This is a genomic window from Collimonas arenae (assembly GCF_001584165.1).
GTDB lineage: Bacteria > Pseudomonadota > Gammaproteobacteria > Burkholderiales > Burkholderiaceae_D > Collimonas > Collimonas arenae.
Map to the genome: position 1 here is coordinate 1,574,963 of NZ_CP013233.1, position 19,002 is coordinate 1,593,964.

15 protein-coding genes are annotated in these 19,002 nt (G+C 58.5%); 13 read left to right on the plus strand and 2 right to left on the minus strand.

The genetic code is table 11. The features are described 5' to 3' along the window. Positions 1-148: 148 nt before the first annotated feature. Positions 149-2,080, plus strand: coding sequence for an alpha/beta hydrolase family protein (locus tag CAter10_RS07490; protein WP_231879219.1), 1,932 nt, complete (start codon positions 149-151; stop codon positions 2,078-2,080). A 90-nt stretch (positions 2,081-2,170) separates the two neighbouring features. Here the strand turns inward: CAter10_RS07490 and CAter10_RS07495 are convergent, their stop codons facing one another. Next, on the minus strand, positions 2,171-3,817 hold the full coding sequence (locus tag CAter10_RS07495) for an isovaleryl-CoA dehydrogenase (RefSeq protein ID WP_061532925.1): 1,647 nt from the start codon (positions 3,815-3,817) through the stop codon (positions 2,171-2,173). 266 nt (positions 3,818-4,083) lie between these two features. Between CAter10_RS07495 and CAter10_RS07500 the strand changes: the two genes are divergently transcribed. From CAter10_RS07500 to CAter10_RS07555, 12 genes are all read left to right on the plus strand, one after another. Next, on the plus strand, positions 4,084-6,183 hold the full coding sequence (locus tag CAter10_RS07500) for a DNA polymerase III subunit gamma/tau (protein WP_061532926.1): 2,100 nt from the start codon (positions 4,084-4,086) through the stop codon (positions 6,181-6,183). Between the two features lie 192 nt (positions 6,184-6,375). Then, positions 6,376-6,696 carry a YbaB/EbfC family nucleoid-associated protein gene (locus tag CAter10_RS07505; protein WP_061532927.1) on the plus strand — a complete coding sequence of 107 codons (321 nt, stop codon included), beginning with the start codon at positions 6,376-6,378 and terminating at the stop codon, positions 6,694-6,696. A gap of 18 nt (positions 6,697-6,714) precedes the next feature. Beyond that, on the plus strand, positions 6,715-7,005 hold the full coding sequence (locus CAter10_RS07510) for an antibiotic biosynthesis monooxygenase family protein (protein ID WP_061532928.1): 291 nt from the start codon (positions 6,715-6,717) through the stop codon (positions 7,003-7,005). A gap of 14 nt (positions 7,006-7,019) precedes the next feature. Continuing rightward, positions 7,020-7,616: a recombination mediator RecR gene (gene recR / locus CAter10_RS07515; RefSeq protein ID WP_061532929.1), complete on the plus strand. Its 597-nt coding sequence runs from the start codon at positions 7,020-7,022 to the stop codon at positions 7,614-7,616. 222 nt (positions 7,617-7,838) lie between these two features. After that, positions 7,839-8,876, plus strand: coding sequence for an ABC transporter substrate-binding protein (locus tag CAter10_RS07520; RefSeq protein WP_061532930.1), 1,038 nt, complete (start codon positions 7,839-7,841; stop codon positions 8,874-8,876). 103 nt (positions 8,877-8,979) lie between these two features. Next, positions 8,980-9,789 carry an ABC transporter ATP-binding protein gene (locus CAter10_RS07525; protein ID WP_061532931.1) on the plus strand — a complete coding sequence of 270 codons (810 nt, stop codon included), beginning with the start codon at positions 8,980-8,982 and terminating at the stop codon, positions 9,787-9,789. Between the two features lie 33 nt (positions 9,790-9,822). After that, a complete protein-coding gene (locus CAter10_RS07530) occupies positions 9,823-10,674 on the plus strand; it encodes an ABC transporter permease (RefSeq protein ID WP_061532932.1) in 852 nt (283 codons plus the stop codon). 383 nt (positions 10,675-11,057) lie between these two features. Further along, on the plus strand, positions 11,058-13,883 hold the full coding sequence (locus tag CAter10_RS07535; RefSeq protein ID WP_061532933.1) for a xanthine dehydrogenase family protein molybdopterin-binding subunit: 2,826 nt from the start codon (positions 11,058-11,060) through the stop codon (positions 13,881-13,883). Next, entirely contained in the window at positions 13,880-14,431 is a 552-nt protein-coding gene (locus CAter10_RS07540) for a (2Fe-2S)-binding protein (protein WP_061532934.1), read from the plus strand. The genes CAter10_RS07535 and CAter10_RS07540 overlap by 4 nt, the downstream gene beginning before the upstream one ends. Further along, complete coding sequence (locus CAter10_RS07545) at positions 14,431-15,702, plus strand: cytochrome c (protein ID WP_061532935.1); 1,272 nt, start codon at positions 14,431-14,433, stop codon at positions 15,700-15,702. Before CAter10_RS07540 ends, CAter10_RS07545 begins: the two co-directional genes overlap by 1 nt. A gap of 94 nt (positions 15,703-15,796) precedes the next feature. Continuing rightward, positions 15,797-16,801 (plus strand): XdhC family protein, encoded by a 1,005-nt coding sequence (locus CAter10_RS07550; RefSeq protein ID WP_061532936.1) that lies wholly within the window; start codon positions 15,797-15,799, stop codon positions 16,799-16,801. A gap of 161 nt (positions 16,802-16,962) precedes the next feature. Beyond that, the gene (locus CAter10_RS07555) at positions 16,963-17,631 is read left to right on the plus strand and encodes an energy transducer TonB (protein WP_061532937.1); all 669 of its coding nucleotides are present in this window, start codon (positions 16,963-16,965) and stop codon (positions 17,629-17,631) included. A 9-nt stretch (positions 17,632-17,640) separates the two neighbouring features. On the opposite strand, the gene CAter10_RS07560 is transcribed toward CAter10_RS07555, so the two are convergent. Further along, complete coding sequence (locus CAter10_RS07560; protein ID WP_061535222.1) at positions 17,641-18,939, minus strand: TAXI family TRAP transporter solute-binding subunit; 1,299 nt, start codon at positions 18,937-18,939, stop codon at positions 17,641-17,643. Between the last annotated feature and the right edge of the window lie 63 nt (positions 18,940-19,002).

Sequence of the window (19,002 nt, forward strand, 5' to 3'; positions counted from 1 at the left end):
CATGTGTGTGGATTCTCTGTAGCAAACGCTTCTATTGATAACTGGGTCCAATCTTAAGGAACATGCAATGCCTTTTCGTACTTTGCAAGGAATCCGACGTTTTCCCGTTGTACTGATGTTGTTTCTTTCTGCAATGTACGGAATCGCAATGGCGCAGGCTCCGATCAAGCCGCCAAGCGTCGAAAGTTTCTTCGAACATCCAACCCTCAGCAGTGCCCAGCTATCTCCGAACGCACGTTACGTCGCGATGCTGGTACCGGCCAAAGATGGCTATGTGCGACTAGGGGTGATGGACGTCGTCGATCGTGTGCCGAAAGTGATTGCCAGTTTCGATGATGCCGATATCCGTCAGTTTCACTGGGTGAATAACGAGCGGTTGGTGTTCGATGCCGGCGACAGGAATGTTGGCGTCGGCAACCAGACGCAAGGGGCGGGTTTGTATGCGATCAATCGCGATGGTACGGAATTTCGCCAACTGGTTGATCGCTCGGTTGCTTTTCTGCAGGGCCCCAGTGGCAGTGTGCGCAGCGCCCTGCCGTGGAATACTTCGTTCTTCTCCACAATTCACGATTCCGACGATATCTACGTCTATCAGTTTGACGTGACGTGGGGAGCGGTCAAGAACCGCTCGATGAAACCGACCAATTTGTTGCGTTTGAATACGAAAACCGGTCGTTCAACAATTATTGATCGACCTGGCTTGACGATCTCCTGGCTTATTGATCAGCAAGGGGAGCCACGCATCGCCACGACGATAGATGGCGAAATGGAGTCTGTATTTTATCGGGATCCCGCGAAGAATGTCTGGCGCAAGCTGGCCGAGTTCAACTCGTATACCGGTGACGGATTTGCGCCGTATTTTTTTGGGCCGGACGGTTCTCTGTATGTGCGAACTCGGCATGGTCATGACAAGGTCTCCCTTTACCGCTATGACTTGAACAAAAACAGCATTGACCCGGAACCGCTGGTCTCACTCAAGGGTTATGACTTTTCGGGTTCGATTGTCCATAACGATAAAAAGATACTGGGAGTGCGTTTCGAAACCGATGCCGATGACACCAAATGGCTTGATCCGACGATGCAGGCGCTGCAAAAATCCGTCAACGACTTGCTGCCGTCGACGGTCAACCAGATCAGCGTTGCTTATCATCCGGAGACATCTTATGTTCTGGTGCAATCGTTTTCCGACGTCCAGCCTACGGTTTATTTCCTCTACGATAGCGCAACGAAGAAGCTGACGATGCTCGGTAATTCGATGCCACAGATTAATCCGCAACAAATGTCGCCCAAGGACATGGTGCGCTACAAGGCGAGGGATGGGCTGGAGATTCCCGCTTACCTCACCATGCCGAAAGGCGCGGGTAAGAATAATCTGCCGCTGGTGGTGCTGGTGCACGGCGGTCCTTACGTGCGTGGCGGCTCCTGGCGCTGGAATCGCGAAGTGCAGTTCCTGGCGTCGCGCGGCTACGCGGTGCTGGAGCCGGAATATCGAGGTAGTACCGGTTTTGGTTGGCAGCATTTCCACGTCGGCTGGAAACAGTGGGGCTTGAAGATGCAGGATGATGTTGCCGACGGCGCCAAATGGGCGATCTCGCAGGGCATCGCCGACCCGAAGCGGGTATGCATCGCCGGCGCCAGCTACGGCGGCTACGCTACGCTGATGGGGTTGATCAATGATCCGACGCTCTATCGCTGCGGATTCGAATGGGTTGGGGTGACTGACATCAACCTGATGTACGACGTCAACTGGAGCGATATGTCGAACGAATACCTGCGGTTCGGCATGCCGGTATTGGTTGGAGACCAGGAAAAGGACGCGGCGCAATTGAAAGCCACATCGCCGCTGGAGAATGCGGCGCGCATCAAGCAGCCTCTATTGCTGGCTTACGGCGGCTCCGATGCGCGTGTGCCGATTGTGCATGGTACGAAGTTTCGCGATGCGGTCAAGACCGGCAATCCGAATGTCGAGTGGATCGAATATCCGGAAGAGGGTCATGGCTGGCGCTTGGAAAAGAATAACGTCGATTTCTGGACGCGTGTCGCGAAATTCCTGGATCAACAGATTGGCAAGCCGCAATAGCGTTCAAGGAGAAATTCGGAATCCAGAAATTTCACCGGATGGCCGGTCCAGGTGAAGCGCCTGGCTTGGCCATCCTGGGAGAGTTGATTTTTATTGCGGCCAGGCGCGCTGCAAAATCTGCTGTTGAAGATGCACAGCCGCCAATGTGCCGTAGACACGCCCACCCGCTGCTTCACTGCGGCTGGCAATGAATGCCTCGGCGATGGTTGTTGGTGCGTGCTGCAGCATCAACGCGCCCTGGACCGTCAGTACCAGCTTTTGCACAAAGCGACGCGCCAGCATTTCGCGCTGTTCCGGCGGTGTCGCCAGATCCTTGAGCAGATCGTCCAGCATGGCGCGCAGGCCGGAGTGGCCATTGGCTGCTTCTACGAGTTGTTCTAACAGCAGGCCAAAACCGGCTGGTTCGCGTTCAATGGCGCGCAATACGTCCAGGCACATCACATTGCCTGAGCCTTCCCAGATCGAATTGACCGGCGCTTCCCGGTAGAAGCGCGCCATCGGCCCGGTTTCAACATAACCGTTGCCGCCCCAGACTTCCATGCATTCGCCAGTGAATTCCAGTGCCCGTTTGCAGATCCAGAATTTGGCCGCAGGAGTGACGATACGACGCCATGCACGTTGCAATGGATCTTCCGGGTGTTCAAAAGCGCTGGCCAGCTGCAGCATCAGCAGCGTCGCAGCTTCGCTTTCCAGTGCCAGATCCGACAATACGTTCTGCATCAGCGGTTGCTCCGCCAAGAGGCGGCCGAAGGCGCTGCGGTGGCGCGCATGGTGCAACGCCTGTACCAGCGCCTGACGCATCAGGCCGGCAGTGCCGATGACGCAATCGAGGCGGGTGTGGCTGGCCATTTCGATGATGGTCGGGATACCGCGGCCCTCATCGCCGACCATGATGCCGAAGGCATCCTTGAACTCAACCTCGCTGCTGGAGTTGGAGCGATTGCCGAGCTTGTCCTTGAGACGTTGGATCTGGATCGGGTTCTTGTTCCCATCCGGCTGCCAGCGCGGCACGAAGAAGCAGCTCAAGCCCATCTCGGTGCGCGCCAGCACCATGTGCGCATCGCACATCGGCGCCGAGAAAAACCATTTGTGGCCATTCAGCAGGTAGCCGGCGCCGCGCCCGCCGCCACCTTCCAACGGCGTGGCCGTGGAGGTGTTGCTGCGCACGTCGGAGCCGCCTTGCTTTTCCGTCATGCCCATGCCGATCAGGATTGAAGTCTTGTGTTCCAGTGGGAGATCGCGCGGATCATGTTGGCAAGACAATAATTTTCCTTGTAATGCTGCAAACAGCGCCGGTTCCTGCTGCAGGACCGGAATCGAAGCGAAGGTCATGGTGGTCGGGCAGAGCGAACCGGCCTCGACCTGGGCATGCAAGAAATAGCCGGCGGCGCGCGCGACATGGCTACCCCTTTGCGGCTTGATCCAGGGCAGGGCGTGCAGGCCTTCGCGTCGCAGCAAGCCCAGCAGGGCGTGCCAGGATGGGTGAAATTCGACTACATCAATGCGGTTGCCGAGGCGGTCGAAGGTGGCTAGTTCGGGTTGGTGGCGGTTCGCCAGTTCGGCCAGTTGCCAGGTTTCCTGGCGACCGAGTTCGGCGCCGTAGCGGGCCAGGTCGACGGCGCACCATTGCCCCTGCAAGCGCTCAACGCCCTCCTGCAAGACCGGATCGTCTAGAAACAGGTTGTTGCCGTACAGTTCAGCAACCTGATTGTTCATTTCTGGGGTTTCCCCTGGCATGATTGATCTCCTGGTATTTTTATCGGCTGAATGAGCGTTTGATTCCTTATCTTGTCATAGTTTCCCGACGCCTGGAGCGGCGCCGACCGAGCGTTTCCTCAGTCTGGCGGTGGCGGGTGAGCGCGGATGGTGTTCTCAGCAAAAAAATGACAGGGGCGGGCGAGTTTAAAAAGCATGTTGTCCTCGTCTGTCAGGTAAAATGCCGGTAGTTCTTGTTAATAAGCATTTCACAACCAACAGCGCATACTCGCTCCCTTCGCAACCATATGTCCTACCAAGTTCTCGCCCGTAAATATCGCCCCAGAAGCTTCGATACGCTGGTCGGCCAGGAACACGTCGTACGGGCCCTGACGCATGCATTGGAGCAACAGCGCTTGCACCATGCTTACCTGTTCACCGGTACGCGTGGCGTTGGCAAGACGACCTTGTCGCGGATCCTGGCGAAATCGCTGAACTGCGTCGGGGTTGACGGCAATGGCGGCATTACAGCCGAACCTTGCGGTGTGTGCGAAGCCTGCGTGGCCATTGATGCCGGAAGGTTCGTCGACTATATCGAGATGGACGCTGCGTCCAACCGTGGCGTCGACGAAATGGCGCAATTGCTGGAACAGGCAGTGTATGCGCCGTCGAATGCGCGCTTCAAGGTCTACATGATCGACGAAGTACACATGCTGACCAACCATGCGTTCAATTCAATGCTGAAAACGCTGGAAGAGCCGCCTGAACATGTCAAGTTCATCCTGGCCACCACCGATCCGCAAAAAATCCCGGTCACCGTGCTGTCGCGCTGCCTGCAGTTCAACCTCAAGCAGATGCCGCCGGGCCACATCATCAGTCACCTGGACAATATCCTCGGGCAAGAAAAAATTGAATTCGAAACGCCGGCCTTGCGGCTGCTGGCGCAGGGCGCGCACGGCTCGATGCGCGATGCCTTGTCGCTGACCGACCAGGCGATTGCGTATGCCGCCGGCAAGGTCACGCTGGAAGCGGTGCAGGGCATGCTGGGTGCGCTCGACCAGTCCTATCTGATCCGCGTGCTTGATGCGCTGGCGGCCAAGGATGGCGCCGGTCTGCTGGCCGTGGCCGACGACATGGCGACACGCAGTCTGTCCTATAGCGCCGCACTGCAGGACCTTGGCACTTTGCTGCATCGGATCGCGCTGGCGCAGAGCGTGCCGGCGGCGTTGGCCGACGATTTGCCTGAGCGCGAAGAAATCATCCGCTTGGCTGGATTGTTCGACGCCGAAGAAGTGCAATTGTTTTACCAGATTGCGGTGCATGGCCGCAATGAACTGGGATTGGCGCCGGATGAGTACGCCGGTTTCTCCATGACCTTGTTGCGCATGCTGGCGTTCCGTCCGCAGGCTGACGGCAGCACCGTGTCAGCAGCGCCGCCGGCCCGACCGCGTCCGCAGGCTGTTGTTACACCTGCTGCAGCCCCGGTATCGCGCCCGGCGCAAGCGGCATCGGCTGCGCCTGCTGCGGCTCGCTTAAGCAGCGCGCCGCCGACTGCCAGCACCAGCGCGCCGGTAGCGCGTCCCGACACCAGCGGCATGAGCCCGGCCCGAGCAGCGTTGGAAGCGGCGCGTGCCGCGTCGTCGCGGAAGGTCGGCGCAGCGCGGCCGGCAGCGGCGCAGCCGGTTGCCGCAGCGCCGTCGCCCGCGCCGGTTTCGGCTCCCGCAGCGGCGGCCCGCCCGGCTCCTGTTGCCGTCAAACCAGTCGCGCCGGAATACGTGCCGCAAAACTCTTCCGTGCCGCCTTGGGAAGAAGAGATTCCACTGCCGATGGATTTGCCCGATACTGATTTTTCCAGTTCGGTGGCTGAAAAAAAAACTGAAACGTATTCGCAGTCGATGCCGCCTGCTCGCGCTGCTGGACCAGCGCGCCAGGCGGTGCGTGCGGAGCCTGTGCCGCAGCAACCTGTGGCGCCGCCAGAGCCGCTGCCGCCTCTGGTCTTGCAGCCCGTTCCCAGTCTGAATTGGGATGGTAACTGGCCGCTGTTGGCCGCCAATCTGTCGGTGCGTGGTGTGGCTCAGCAACTGGCGCTGCAGAGTGAACTGGCTAGTTGCGACAGCAGTGGCGCCGCAGTGCAGTTCAATTTGCGGATTCCGTTCGCTACATTGCGTTCGGCAGCGGGGAGCGTCGATAAATTGGCGGCCGCACTCAGTGAGCATTTTGGCCGCACGGTGAAGGTTGAAACTGAGCTGGGCACAGTGCACCATACCGCCCACGCGCAGGCGATGGCGGCTCAGGCCGAGCGTCAGCGCATGGCGGAACAGACCGCGCAGAGCGATCCGTTTATCCAGAGCATGGTGCGAGAGTTTGGCGCATCGATTGTGCCAGGGTCGATCCGGCCGTTGGGGTGAGTGTTCTGATTAAAGCGGGGTTGGGGACGCGTTATGCTGTAGCGCTTTTTCAAGCCTGTCTTGTTATTTTTCTTTGCAATTTAAACGTTTTATTTGATCAGTTGGGGACAGGGGCGCACGGGGAGTGTAATTCGCCACGCTGCGGTAACATGCCAACTCTGTCCCGCAATTGTTTTACTTAGGAGAAGCACCATGATGAAGGGCCAACTGGCAGGGCTGATGAAACAAGCCCAGGCAATGCAGGACAACATGAAAAAGATGCAAGACCAACTGGCCTTGATCGAGGTTGAAGGCGAGTCGGGCGCGGGCCTGGTGAAAGTCGTGATGACTTGCAAGAACGCCGTCAAGCGCGTGGCTATCGATGCTTCGCTGTTGGCCGACGACAAGGACATGCTGGAAGATTTGGTGGCGGCGGCTTTCAACGATGCCGTACGCAAGGCAGAGGCTTTATCCGCAGAAAAAATGTCCGGCCTGACCGCAGGCATGCCTCCCGGCTTCAAACTGCCGTTCTGATTCTACGCGGCGGCAAGAGTGATTCTGGAAGTCGCGCCGCTGGATGTGATTGCGGGGAAAGAGGCGATGTTCGAGGCGGCCTTTGCCAAGGCGCAGACGATCATCGCGTTGATGGATGGCTACCTGTCGCATGAGCTGCAGCGCTGCACCGAACATCCGAACCGTTACATCCTGCTGGTCAGGTGGCAGACGCTGGAACACCATACCATCGGCTTCCGGCAATCGCCGCAATATCAGGAATGGCGCGGCCTGCTGCATCATTTCTACGATCCGTTCCCAACGGTGCTGCATTACGAATCGGTTTTTTGAACGCAAGGTCCGATGTGAAAACCCCCTCCAGCCTTACATTGCTTACTGAAGCCTTGCGTCATCTGCCTGGGGTCGGTCCCAAGTCGGCCCAGCGCATGGCGTATCACTTGCTGCAGCATGACCGCGATGGCGCGGCGCTGCTGGGGCGCGCGTTGACGCAGGCGGTCGAGCAGATCCGTCACTGCGCGCTGTGCAATACCTTTACCGAGAATGAGGTGTGTGAGACCTGCCTCGATCCCGAGCGCGACCCGACCTTGCTGTGCGTGGTCGAAACGCCAACCGACCAATTGATGATCGAACAGACCTTGACCTTCAAGGGACTGTATTTTGTGTTGATGGGACGCCTGTCGCCGCTGGACGGCATCGGGCCAAAAGACATCCAACTGGAAAAACTGGTCAGTCGCGCCACCGATGGCGTGGTGACCGAAGTGGTGCTGGCTACCAATTTCACCAACGAGGGCGAAGCGACCGCCCACTACATCAGTGAAACGATGAAAGCCCGTGGCTTGCAAGTGAGCCGCCTGGCGCGTGGGGTGCCGGTGGGCGGCGAGCTTGAATATGTCGATGCCGGGACCATTGCCCGCGCCATGCTGGATCGCCGGGCTACCTAGCGCTCGCATTTTTCATGACCTGATCGCGATATCGTCACATTTAAAAAATATAGTCGCGTCAGCAATCTTTCATTTCGCAACAGCGGTAGTATCATACAACTCGACAACAAACAGAGTGTCCACAAGCCACGCAAGATGGCAGCGCAAAAAAGACAGAGCGGTGTCACAGGCACCGCCACAGCAACCTTGGAATATCGATTGATACTTGAGGAGACAACAGAAATGAAGTTCAACTGGAAGCAGTTCGGCATCGCCCTTTGCCTGTTCCTGGCGGGGTACTTTACTTTCAATGGCAAACTGTTTGCCCAGACCCCGGAAAAGACCAAGGTGTCGATCGCGGTCGGCGGCAAGAACCTGTTCTATTATCTGCCGTTGACGATTGCCGAGCAGCTCGGTTATTTCAAGGATGAAGGACTGGATGTCCAGATTTCCGATTTTGCCGGCGGCGCCAAAGCCTTGCAGGCTTTGATCGGCGGCAGTGCAGACGTTGTCTCGGGCGCGTTCGAACACACCATCAGCATGCAGGCCAAGAACCAGCATATCGTCGCGTTCGTGCTGCAGGGACGGGCGCCGCAAATCGTGATGGGCGTGTCCAACAAGACCATGCCCAACTACAAATCGATTGCCGACCTGAAGGGAAAGAAGATTGGCGTCACCGCGCCTGGCTCATCAACCAGCATGATGTCCAATTTTGTCTTGGCCAAGGGCGGGTTGAAGCCGACGGATGTGTCGTACATCGGCGTCGGTGCTTCGTCCGGTGCTTTATCGGCGTTGCGCTCCGGGTCGATCGATGTGATCGTGAATCTCGATCCGGTGATTACCATGATGCAGCAGGATAATGAAATCCGGATCATTTCCGATACCCGTACGCTGAAAGATACCAATGCCGTCTTTGGAGGGCCGATGCCGGCAGCGACCTTGTATGCGTCGGCCGATTTCATCAAGAAATATCCGAATACCACACAGGCCCTGACCAACGCCATGGTGCGCGCCCTCAAATGGCTGCAAAAGGCCGGTCCTTCCGATATCGTCAAGGCGGTGCCGGAAAATTATCTGCTGGGTGACCGCGCCTTGTATGTGGATGCTTTCATGAAAGTGCGCGAGGCAATCTCGCCGGACGGTTACATTCCAGATGCAGGCCCGCAAGTGGCGCTCCGTACCTTGGAGGCTTTCGATCCAGAACTGGCATCGAAGAATATCGACCTGTCGCAAACTTATACCAATGAGTTTGTGAAAAAGGCCAACGCCAAATACAAATAACCGTTTATCGCATTGGCCATGTGTTGCCGCGAGATGGCAATGCTTGGCCTGATGCGTATGCCTGCAGACTGCAGCAAGCGGTAATCAGATCATCCTCGTGCCCATGACTCCAGCTCTCTTTTTCGACAATATAAGTTGCACCTTCGTCTCCAAGGATGATCGTTCCCAGCGTTATACCGCAGTGGCCGACACTACCTTGTCGATCGCGCCAGGCGAGTTTGTTTCTGTGGTGGGGCCGACCGGCTGCGGCAAATCGACCTTGCTCAATGTTGGCGCCGGACTGCTGCAGCCATCCACCGGCAGCGTCAAGGTGTTTGGCGAACCGCTGACCGGCATCAACCGCCGTGCCGGCTACATGTTCCAGGCCGAAGCGCTGATGCCGTGGCGCAGCGCGCTGCAAAACGTGATCGCCGGCTTGCAGTATCGGGAAGCCGATGAAGCCCAGGCGCGCCAACTGGGCGAGGAGTGGCTGGCGCGGGTTGGCCTGCAAGGTTTTGGCGACCGCTATCCGCATCAATTGTCAGGCGGCATGCGTAAGCGCGTAGCGCTGGCGCAGACGCTGATCCTGGACCCCGACATCATCCTGATGGACGAGCCATTCTCGGCGTTGGATATCCAGACCCGGCAATTGATGGAAAACGAAGTGCTCGATTTATGGAGCGCCAAGCGCAAGGCAGTGCTGTTCATCACCCATGACCTGGACGAGGCGATTGCCATGTCGGATCGCGTGGTGGTGCTGTCGGCCGGTCCCGGTACCCATCCGATCGGCGAATTCGTGATCGACTTGCCGCGTCCGCGCGATGTCGCCGAAATCCGCAATGAGCCGCGCTTTGTCGAACTGCACCAGCAGATCTGGAGCGTATTGCGCGATGAAGTATTGAAGGGCTATCAGCAGCAAAAGAAAGTCGCTTAGCGGCAACCAGAAAAATAAGGGATAGACAGCGTCATGTGGAAAGCCATCAAGCCAAATTATAAGAACCTGCGCGTCTACCAGGCCCTGGTGCTGCTGCTGTTTTTCGCCATCTGGCATGTGGCGACGCGCAATCCGCAGACAGCATTTTTCTTCGGCGAGCCGATCAAGGTGCTGCAACGGATCTGGCAATGGTTCACCGTCGGCAGCGGTACGCTGGAAATCGGGTTTGGCGACCATACCTGGCTTACGCTGACATTCCCTGCCGAGATTTATTCGCACTTGCTGGTGACGTTGACGGAAACCATGCTGGCGTTCGGCATCGGCACTATTCTAGGTTTGGGCGTCGGCTTGTGGCTGGCCTTGTCACCATTGACTTCGGCGATTCTCGATCCTTACATCAAAGCCTCGAACGCGATGCCGCGCGTGATCCTGGCGCCGATTTTTGCGATGTGGTTCGGCCTCGGCATCTGGTCCAAGGTGGCGCTGGCGGTGACGCTGGTGTTTTTCATCGTGTTCTTCAATGTCTACCAAGGGGTACGTGAAGTCAGTCCAGTGGTGCTGGCGAATGCCCACATGTTGGGCGCCAACCAGCGCCAGCTGTTGCGCACTGTCTATCTGCCGTCGGCGACTTCCTGGGTGTTTTCCAGCCTGCATACTTCGGTCGGGCTGGCGTTCGTCGGCGTCATCGTCGGCGAATACCTGGGCTCGGCGCGCGGCGTCGGCTACCTGATCCTGCAGGCTGAGGGAGTGTTCGATATCAACACGGTGTTTGCCGGTATCCTGGTGCTGACCGGGTTTGCTTTAGTGCTCGATACGGTGGTCGGGCTGATCGAGAAACGCCTGATGAAGTGGCAACCGAAAAGCGGCGAAACCGAACGCCTTTGATGGCATCGCATGGCCACGCCGATTGCGTGCGCGAATTCTACAAGGCAGGTTCCGTGAACCGGCTTGCCTGCGGCAGATTTGAATTTGTTGAATAAATAATAAAAGTGTCGTTGTCAAACACACTAATAAAGAAATCGTTCACACAAATTAAATTGCAATAACGTCATTATTTTTCTGTAATAGGCATCGAATCCGGTTGCAGATGTCGGCAGATTGCATATTCTCATCATGTCATTGTGTTTATGTTGCCCGTTCTCTAATGTTTTACAATGCCGACCCCCAGACAACTGCCCGGCAGGGGCTGTTGCTGGATCCGATGAGCGTCCGTAACGATCGCCGCTGACTGGCGGTTGCGATGCTCGGTGGTTTTTGAGGAGAAATACATGACGAAACTCGACCTTTCGCGTCGCAGTTTTTTGAAGGCCAGCGTGGTGGCCGGGGTCTCGGTCTACGTGGCGCCGATGGGCGGCAAGGCTTTTGCTGCCTTGTTTGAAGAAAAAATCCTGACACCCATCCAGTGGGACAGTAGCAACGGTCAGGTCAAGTTCCGTATCGATGGCATTGCCAAAGTCACCGGCTCCAAGGTGTTCGCGCGGGATGTCCGCGCCCGCGACATGCCGCACTGGCCAAATCAGCAGGCGCACGCATTCATCCTGCGCGCCACCAAGGCCGACCGTAATTATCTCGGCTTCGATCTCAGCCTGTTGGGCGATGAACTCAAGCCGGACCGCGTGGTCACGGCGGCCGATCTGGCGCGCGACGGCCTGGCGTTCCCGGCGTTCTACGGCGACGACATGCTGCTGCCGGCCGGGAAGACCCCGGCTTACCTGGGGCACGCAGTGGCGATCCTGATCTATAACGATTTCGCCCGTTTCCGCTTTGCCAAGGATAAGTTGCAATTCAAGGATGAAGTGATCCAGTACGGCCCCGTGACCGGGCCGCTGGAGCGTGATCCATGGGGGACGTTCCGTTTCGTGCGCATTGGTGGCGCCACGCCGTTTGATGACGATGTGTTTTCCAGCCTGAAGGACGCGCCGTTGTTCCCGAGCATGATGCGCAAGCACCAGCCGGTCTGGCCGGATGGCAAGGACCATGGCAAGCTGGGCGAGCAAGGCATGTATTACGCCGGGCAGATCAAGGAGCAACTCGACCATCCACCGGCCGATTGGCTGGTGATGGAACGCGACTACAACACGCAATCGGTCGACACTGCAGCATTGGAGCCGGACAACGCCAATTGTTGGTACGACAGCGCCAACCAGGCCTTACACATGGTGGTGCCGACCCAGTCGCCGGGCGAGGTGGTCGACAGCACCGTCGAGATGCTGAAGAAGGGCAAATTCCCGCTCAAGACACTGTTCCTGCATCCTTGCTACACGGTCGGCTACGGCTCCAAGGATCACTACAATTTCCCGTTCTACGGCTTGCTGACCTCGCTCTATGCCGACGGTCCGGTGCGCCTCGCCAATGATCGCTACGAACAGTTCCAGACCGCGATCAAGCGCCACGCATTCAAGATGCATTACCGCATCGCGGTTGATCGCAAGAGCGGCTTGCTGCAATCGTTCCAGGGCGAATTCGAAGCCAACGGCGGCGGCCGCGCCAACTTCTCGCCATCGGTAGCGATGGTGGGCGCCACCGCTGCGCAATCGATTTACTATTTCCCGAAGAACGACCTGGCTGCCGTTGCCATCGCAACGCGTGCGATCGATGCCGGTTCGGCACGCGGTTACGGCACCTTGCAGAGCATGGCGGCGACCGAAATGATGATTGATGAGATGGCGCAAAAACTTGGCCTCGACGCTATCGATTTCCGCCTGAAGAATGCACTGCGCTCAGGCATGAAAAACACCCAGGGTGCGATTCCCGCGGGCGCAATCCGGGTTGACGAAGTGCTGCAGAAAGCCAAGGTCCATCCGTTGTGGATCAACCGCGCGAAGAAGAAAACCGAGTATGAAGCCGGCCATCCTGGTTATCGCTACGGCGTCGGCTTTGCCTGCGTGCAGAAGGACTTCGGCACCGGCGCCGAGACTTCGTTCGCCAAGGTTGAAATCAGCGCCGACGGCCAAATTCACTTGTCGCACAGCGCCGCCGAAATCGGCACCGGCATGTCGACCTCGCAAGCGATCGCTTGCGCCAAGTGGCTCGGCAAGCCGGCCCATGAAGTGCGCACTTCGGTCACTGACTGGAGCGATCTGCCGGTGGTCACCAGTGGCGATCCTTACATCATGAGCCAGGCCGAGCAGGACAAGCTGGCGGCCAATCCGCGCTGGTCACCCGGTTATTCGTCGCCGTCCAGCGCTACCAATTCGGCGTTCTATTTCACGCACAGTACGCGTGAAGCGGCGCGCGTGATATTCATGCACGGCCTATGGCCAGCGGCGATGTCGATCTGGAGCCAGGGTATCGGTGGTGGCCAGGCGGCGCCGCTGGTGGTGCGGGTCGAGGATGCGCGCTGGGTCGACGGCAAGCTGTCGGCAGCTGGACTGGAAGCACTGCCATACGAGCAACTGGTCAAGAAAGCGCATGAGCTGGGACTGGTGACCGGCGCCACGGTGCACGTTTTTAATCGCTGGCAATGGACCGAAGCCGAGTTCGACATTCTCGGCAACGTGGTTCGCATTCCACTCGACGGATTGTCGGTACGCTATGGCGACGGTGCGGCCAAGGATCGCAAGGTCACAATGAAGACGGCTGGCGGCTATGACGTACTGAATCGCAAGAAGGTATTTATCCCGCCGACCCAGCGCAACAACGCTGCAGTCACTTATTACAGTGCGGTCGGCACGCTGGTCGAACTGGCGGTGCACGAAGCCAGCGGCAAGGTTGAACTGCTGAGCCATCACTCGATCATGGAGTGCGGCAACCAGATCTCGCCGCAACTGGTCTCCGGCCAGCTGCAAGGCGGCCTGGCGATGGGTATCGGTCACGCCTTGCATGAATACCTGCCGCTTTACGAAGACGGGCCGGGCAACGGCAGCTGGAACTTCAATCGCTATCAACTGCCGCGCGCCAAGGATGTCGCGGTCTGGACACAGACCGGCGAAGTGCTGCCGCCATTGACCGAAACCGATCCGCCCAAGGGCATCGCCGAAGTGGTGATGATTCCGGTGGTCGGCGCCATCGTCAACGGCATCGCCCACGCCATCGGCCATCGTTTCACCGACTTGCCGGTCACTCAACAAAATATTCAGGAGGCTCTGGCATGAGCATGACTATCCACCCTATCACCATGCATATCAACGGCAAGCCGGTCGGCCCGGTGCCAGTGCCGGAAGGCATCATGATGATCGATTTCCTGCATGAATACCTGGACCTGACCGGCTCGCGCCTGGGTTGCGGCCAGGGTATCTGCCGCGCCTGCGTGGTGATTTTGGACAAACCTGACGGCACGAGCGAAGAAGTGCGTTCCTGCATCACCGGCGCCCATTTTTTCGAAGGCAAGAAAGTTCGCACCGTGGAAGGCCACGCCCAGCGCAATGAGCAAGGTGAAGTGGTGGCGCTGTCGCCGATCCAGCAGAAATTCCTGGAACACTATAGTTTTCAGTGCGGTTACTGCACTCCGGGTTTCGTCAATGCCGCCACCGTGCTGGTCGAAAAACTGAAACGCCAGCCAGTCGCCAAAGCCGATGTCGACCAGGCCATCACCGACGGCCTCAATGACCACATTTGCCGTTGCACCGGCTACGTGCGCTACTTCGAGGCAGTCAAGGAAGTGGTGCTGTCCACGCCTGGCCTGGTAAAGGATGCCAAGTGATGAGCAAAGTCCGATATCTTCGCCAGACATTGCGTGTGCTAACGGCTCCGGTGCTGGTGGCGGTTTTGCTGGCCGCTTGCGATAGCGGCTCCAGCCCGACCGCCGTGCAGAGCACAGTCAAGCCGGGCAGCGCCGACCAGTTGGCCCTGGGCCGCTACCTGACCAAAGCTGCTGACTGCGCTGCTTGCCATACCTCGGCTACCGGTGCGGCGTTCGCCGGTGGCGTCGAACTGGCTTCGCCGTTCGGTAAATTCTATGGCTCCAACATTACGCCAGACAAAGAGCATGGCATCGGCAAATGGAGCGCTGACCAGTTCTACAGGGCCTTGCATGACGGCGTCACGCCGGACCGCCATCTGTACCCGGCGATGCCGTACACCTCGTACCGTTCGATGACGCGTGCCGACAGCGACGCCATCTATGCCTACCTGATGCAGCAGAAACCGGTCGCCGTGCCAAGCAAGGAAGCGGATTTGAAATTCCCGTACAACATGCGCTTCGGCATGATGTTCTGGAATGTGCCGTTCCTGAAGAATTCGCTGAGCGATGCCTCGGTTGGGCAGTCCGCCAGCTGGCAGCGCGGCCAGTATCTGAGCAATGCGCTTGGTCACTGCGCCGAGTGTCATACACCGCGTGGCGCGTTCGGTCAGCTTGACCTGTCCAAGCCGCTGGGCGGCGCTGCACTCGGACGTGTCGCCGCGCCGAATATCACGCCGGCCGGTTTGGCGGCAGTGGGCTGGAATGCTGCCGATCTGCAGACCTTCTTCGCCACCGGCATTGCGCCGCAAGGCTCGGCCTATGGTGAGATGTTCCCGGTGGTGCATCTGAGCACGCAGTACTTGAACAAGGACGATCTGGCGGCGCTCAGCACCTACCTGCTGGGCGACAAGCCATTGCCACCGGAACCCGTCAAGACCATCACAGCCGATACCACCGAACTGGATGCCGGCAAGCGCCTGTACACGGCGGTATGCGCCGGTTGCCACGGTTTCCAGGGCGACGGCAAGCCGCATGTGGCGGTAGCGATGAAGGGCAATTCGACGGTGCGCAACGCCGATCCGCATAACCTGATCGTCGCGATGCTGGACGGGATCGAAGCACAAAAATTCCCCGGCACCGAAAGCCTGCAGGATATGCCGGGCTTTGCCGGGCAATTGAGCGACAAGGAGTTGGCACAGTTGTCCAACTTCCTGCGCGCTACCTGGGGCGGCCAGCCGGCCAGCATCACGCCGGACCAGGTCAAGGCATTGCGATTGACGACGGCGCATTAACAGCAGACGGACGTCGCCGCAACAGGATCGGCCGTGCAAGCGGTTGATCCTGTTTTTCATTACACTGGCAGAATCAAAAGGAATCGGGCGAACCATGGATGCAGTCGATTATCAAGTATTAAAGAGCGCCGCCGACTGGCTGCAACAAGGGAAGCGGGTTGCGTTGGTGACGGTGGTGCGCAACTGGGGTTCTGCGCCGCGCCCGCTTGGATCGCTGTTTGCGATTACTGATGATGGCGGGTTTACTGGCTCGGTCTCTGGCGGTTGTATCGAGGATGACTTGATGCAGCGCTTTGCCGCAGCGTTCCCAGAGCGAATTGAGGTGGTGCGTTACGGTATCAGCGCCGAGCAGATGCAGCGCTTTGGCCTGCCTTGTGGTGGCACGCTCGAGTTGGTGATAGAGCCGCTGCACGATGCCGTCGCATTGAAGCCTTTGCTCGATGCCGTAGCCAATCATCGCCTGGTGCAGCGACGGTTGAACCTGCGCAGCGGTCACGTCAGCATCGAAGCGACGGATGCCGATTTTTCCTTGCGCTTCAACGAAGAAGAACTGCTGCAGGTATTCGGCCCGCGCTGGCGCCTGCTGATCATTGGCGCCGGCCAGGTTTCCGAGTATCTGGCGCAGATGGCGCCGGCATTGGATTTTTCGGTTTACCTGAACGATCCGCGCGAAGAGCAGCGCCGCAATTGGCACGCCGACGATGTCACTTGGCTGGACGGTATGCCGGACGACGCTGTGTTGGCCTTCAAACCGGATCGCCGCACCGTGATCGTTACCCTCAGCCACGATCCCAAGGTCGACGACATGGCGTTGATGGAGGCGCTGAAGACGGACGCTTTCTATATCGGTGCGATTGGATCAATGGCAAGCAGCGAGGCACGCAAGGAAAGGCTGCTGCAGCTGGATCTGAGTCCGGACCAGATCGCACGCTTGCACGCGCCGATCGGCCTGGCGATCATGAGTCGTTCGCCGGCCGAGATAGCGGTATCGGTGCTGGCAGAGCTGGTCATGTTGCGGAATCGTGGCAGCGTGGCGGCCACGCCGTCTGGCTGCGCCATCGGCGGGCCGGATTTGCGGATCGTTGAACGGCCTGAGTAACACTTTGCCGACTGTGTTTTTTAGGCAGTGACCTTTACTGTTGCCGCCAAGCTGCTAGTATGGAAACAGGCAATCCGCATCTATAACAGGACGCCGCCGACTGGAATGCCGACGTCAATCCGGGGTTTGCCGCAGCCAGGTGAACAAACAGGAGTCCTGTCATGGATTTCACGCCGGATGGTCATAATCCGACCAGGAAACTGGTGGGCGTCAGCGTAGTGATACTGATGCATGTCTTGATCGTGTATGCATTGCTGACCGGGCTGGCGCGCAAAGTGGTTGAAGTGATCCAGCAGCCGGTGATGACCAGTATCATCGACGAAATCAAACCGCCTCCGCCACCTCCGCCACCACCGCCAAAATACACGCCGCCACCGCCAAAAACGGCAGCGCCGCCTCCGCCATACGTGCCACCGCCCGAGGTCAAGGTACAGCCGCAGCCTCAGGAAAATACGATCGCCGCGGTGACCAGCGTCAAGCCGGCCAGCAATGAATTACCAACTTCAGTCGCGCAACCGGCTCCTGCGGCAGCGGCACAGCCAGCAGCCGGGCCGGCGCACACCAGCGCTCGTGTCGCCGGCAATTGCGAAAAGCCGGAATATCCGAGGACATCGCTGCGTAATGAGGAGGAGGGGACGGTCAATGTGCGGCTGGTGATCGGCGTCGACGGCAGGGTGGTTGACGCGATCATTGAAAAGAGCAGCGGGTTCAAGGATCTCGACCGGGCTACGCTAAAGGCATGGAGCCTGTGTCATTTCACTCCGGCCAAGGCCGATGGCGAGCCGGTGCAGTCGTCGGTGCGGATGGAGTACGTCTGGAAGCTGGAATGAGTCTGGCGGTTAATCGCGTACTTTTTCTGCCGTGTGGGAAATACGGTCCCGTACCACCCTGATCGCCTGCTTCAGCGCGTAGACATCCTGAAAATAACGCTGGGGAATGCGGATTTGGCTGGCGTGAGCATCAATTTCTTCTATTTCGTCGCGCCATTGGGCAACTTGCGCAGCATTCGGCTGCCGGTTCTCCCAGATTTCATCTTCCAGCGATTTGATCTCGCGATACCAGACTACCAGCCGCTTTTTCATGCGCGCTTCCACCATGCGCGGCAACGCCTGCAACAGGCCTAGCAGCAAAGCCATGAAAGGTAGCAGGATCAGCAGCCTTCTTTCGATGAAGCTCGCCAGCCAGAATGGCAGGTAGCGCTGCAGGAAAGGCCGGCCTGATTTGAAGTAGCGCATGCTCTCGTCGGAAATCGGGAATTCGTCGGTCTTCAGGTTGGGAAATGCGCCATGCGGCGTGAAGTAGTCTTCGCCGCCGTGGACGGTGTTGGCGGCTTCCAGCAGCAGGTAGGCCAGGGCCGGGTGCAGCGTATCCTTCGACACCAGCAGGGCGGTGGCGGCCAGTAGGGTGACGTCGGTTTGCGGCAGATCGTTGACGATGCTGGTTGAGGCGCGCGGGAAGACGATTTTGGACAGCGAGGGGAATTTCTGCACCAAGGCATCGGCCTGGGCGAAGTTCATCAGTTTCAGGTCGCTGTTGAGCAGGGTTTGCTGCATCGGGGCATCGGGACGGCCGATGAAAAACGCGGCATCCAATTGACCGCCTTCCAGGCCTTGGTAGGCTTTGTTCGCGTCCATTTCCAGCAGGGTGGTGTTGTCGCTGTTGACTCCGCTATGCGTTAGCAATATACGCGAGACGGTCAACAGGCCGCTGCCAGGAACGCCGATGGCAATCCGCTTGCCGCGTAGCTGGGCCAGCCGGTTGATGTCGGTGTCGCCACGATAGAACACCCAGATCGGTTCATACGAGACGGCAGCGATGGTTTGTAGGTGATCGGTTTCGGACGGATTGGTGGTGCCGGATTGAATAAAGCCGACTTCGTATTCACTATCGGGATTATTCAATCGTTGATAGTTTTCGGTGGAGCCGGAAGAGCTGCGGATGTCGAGGGTGATGCCTTCGCGCTTCAGCAGCGGCGCGTAGCGGTCGGCGAAGCCGCGGTAGATGCCGTTATCGGCGCCGGTGGTGATGACGATGGTGCGTTGGATCGCCGGCTTGAGCACAATCACCAGCGCCCAGCCCAGGGCCACCAGCAGCAATATAGCGCCAACGATCAGGAGTCGCAGACGCGTCGGCGTCATCGGCGCTTTGTGGACACGGTGCAGTGCTGGATTGTGCCTGGGCATAGGTGTCGGATTCGGCGA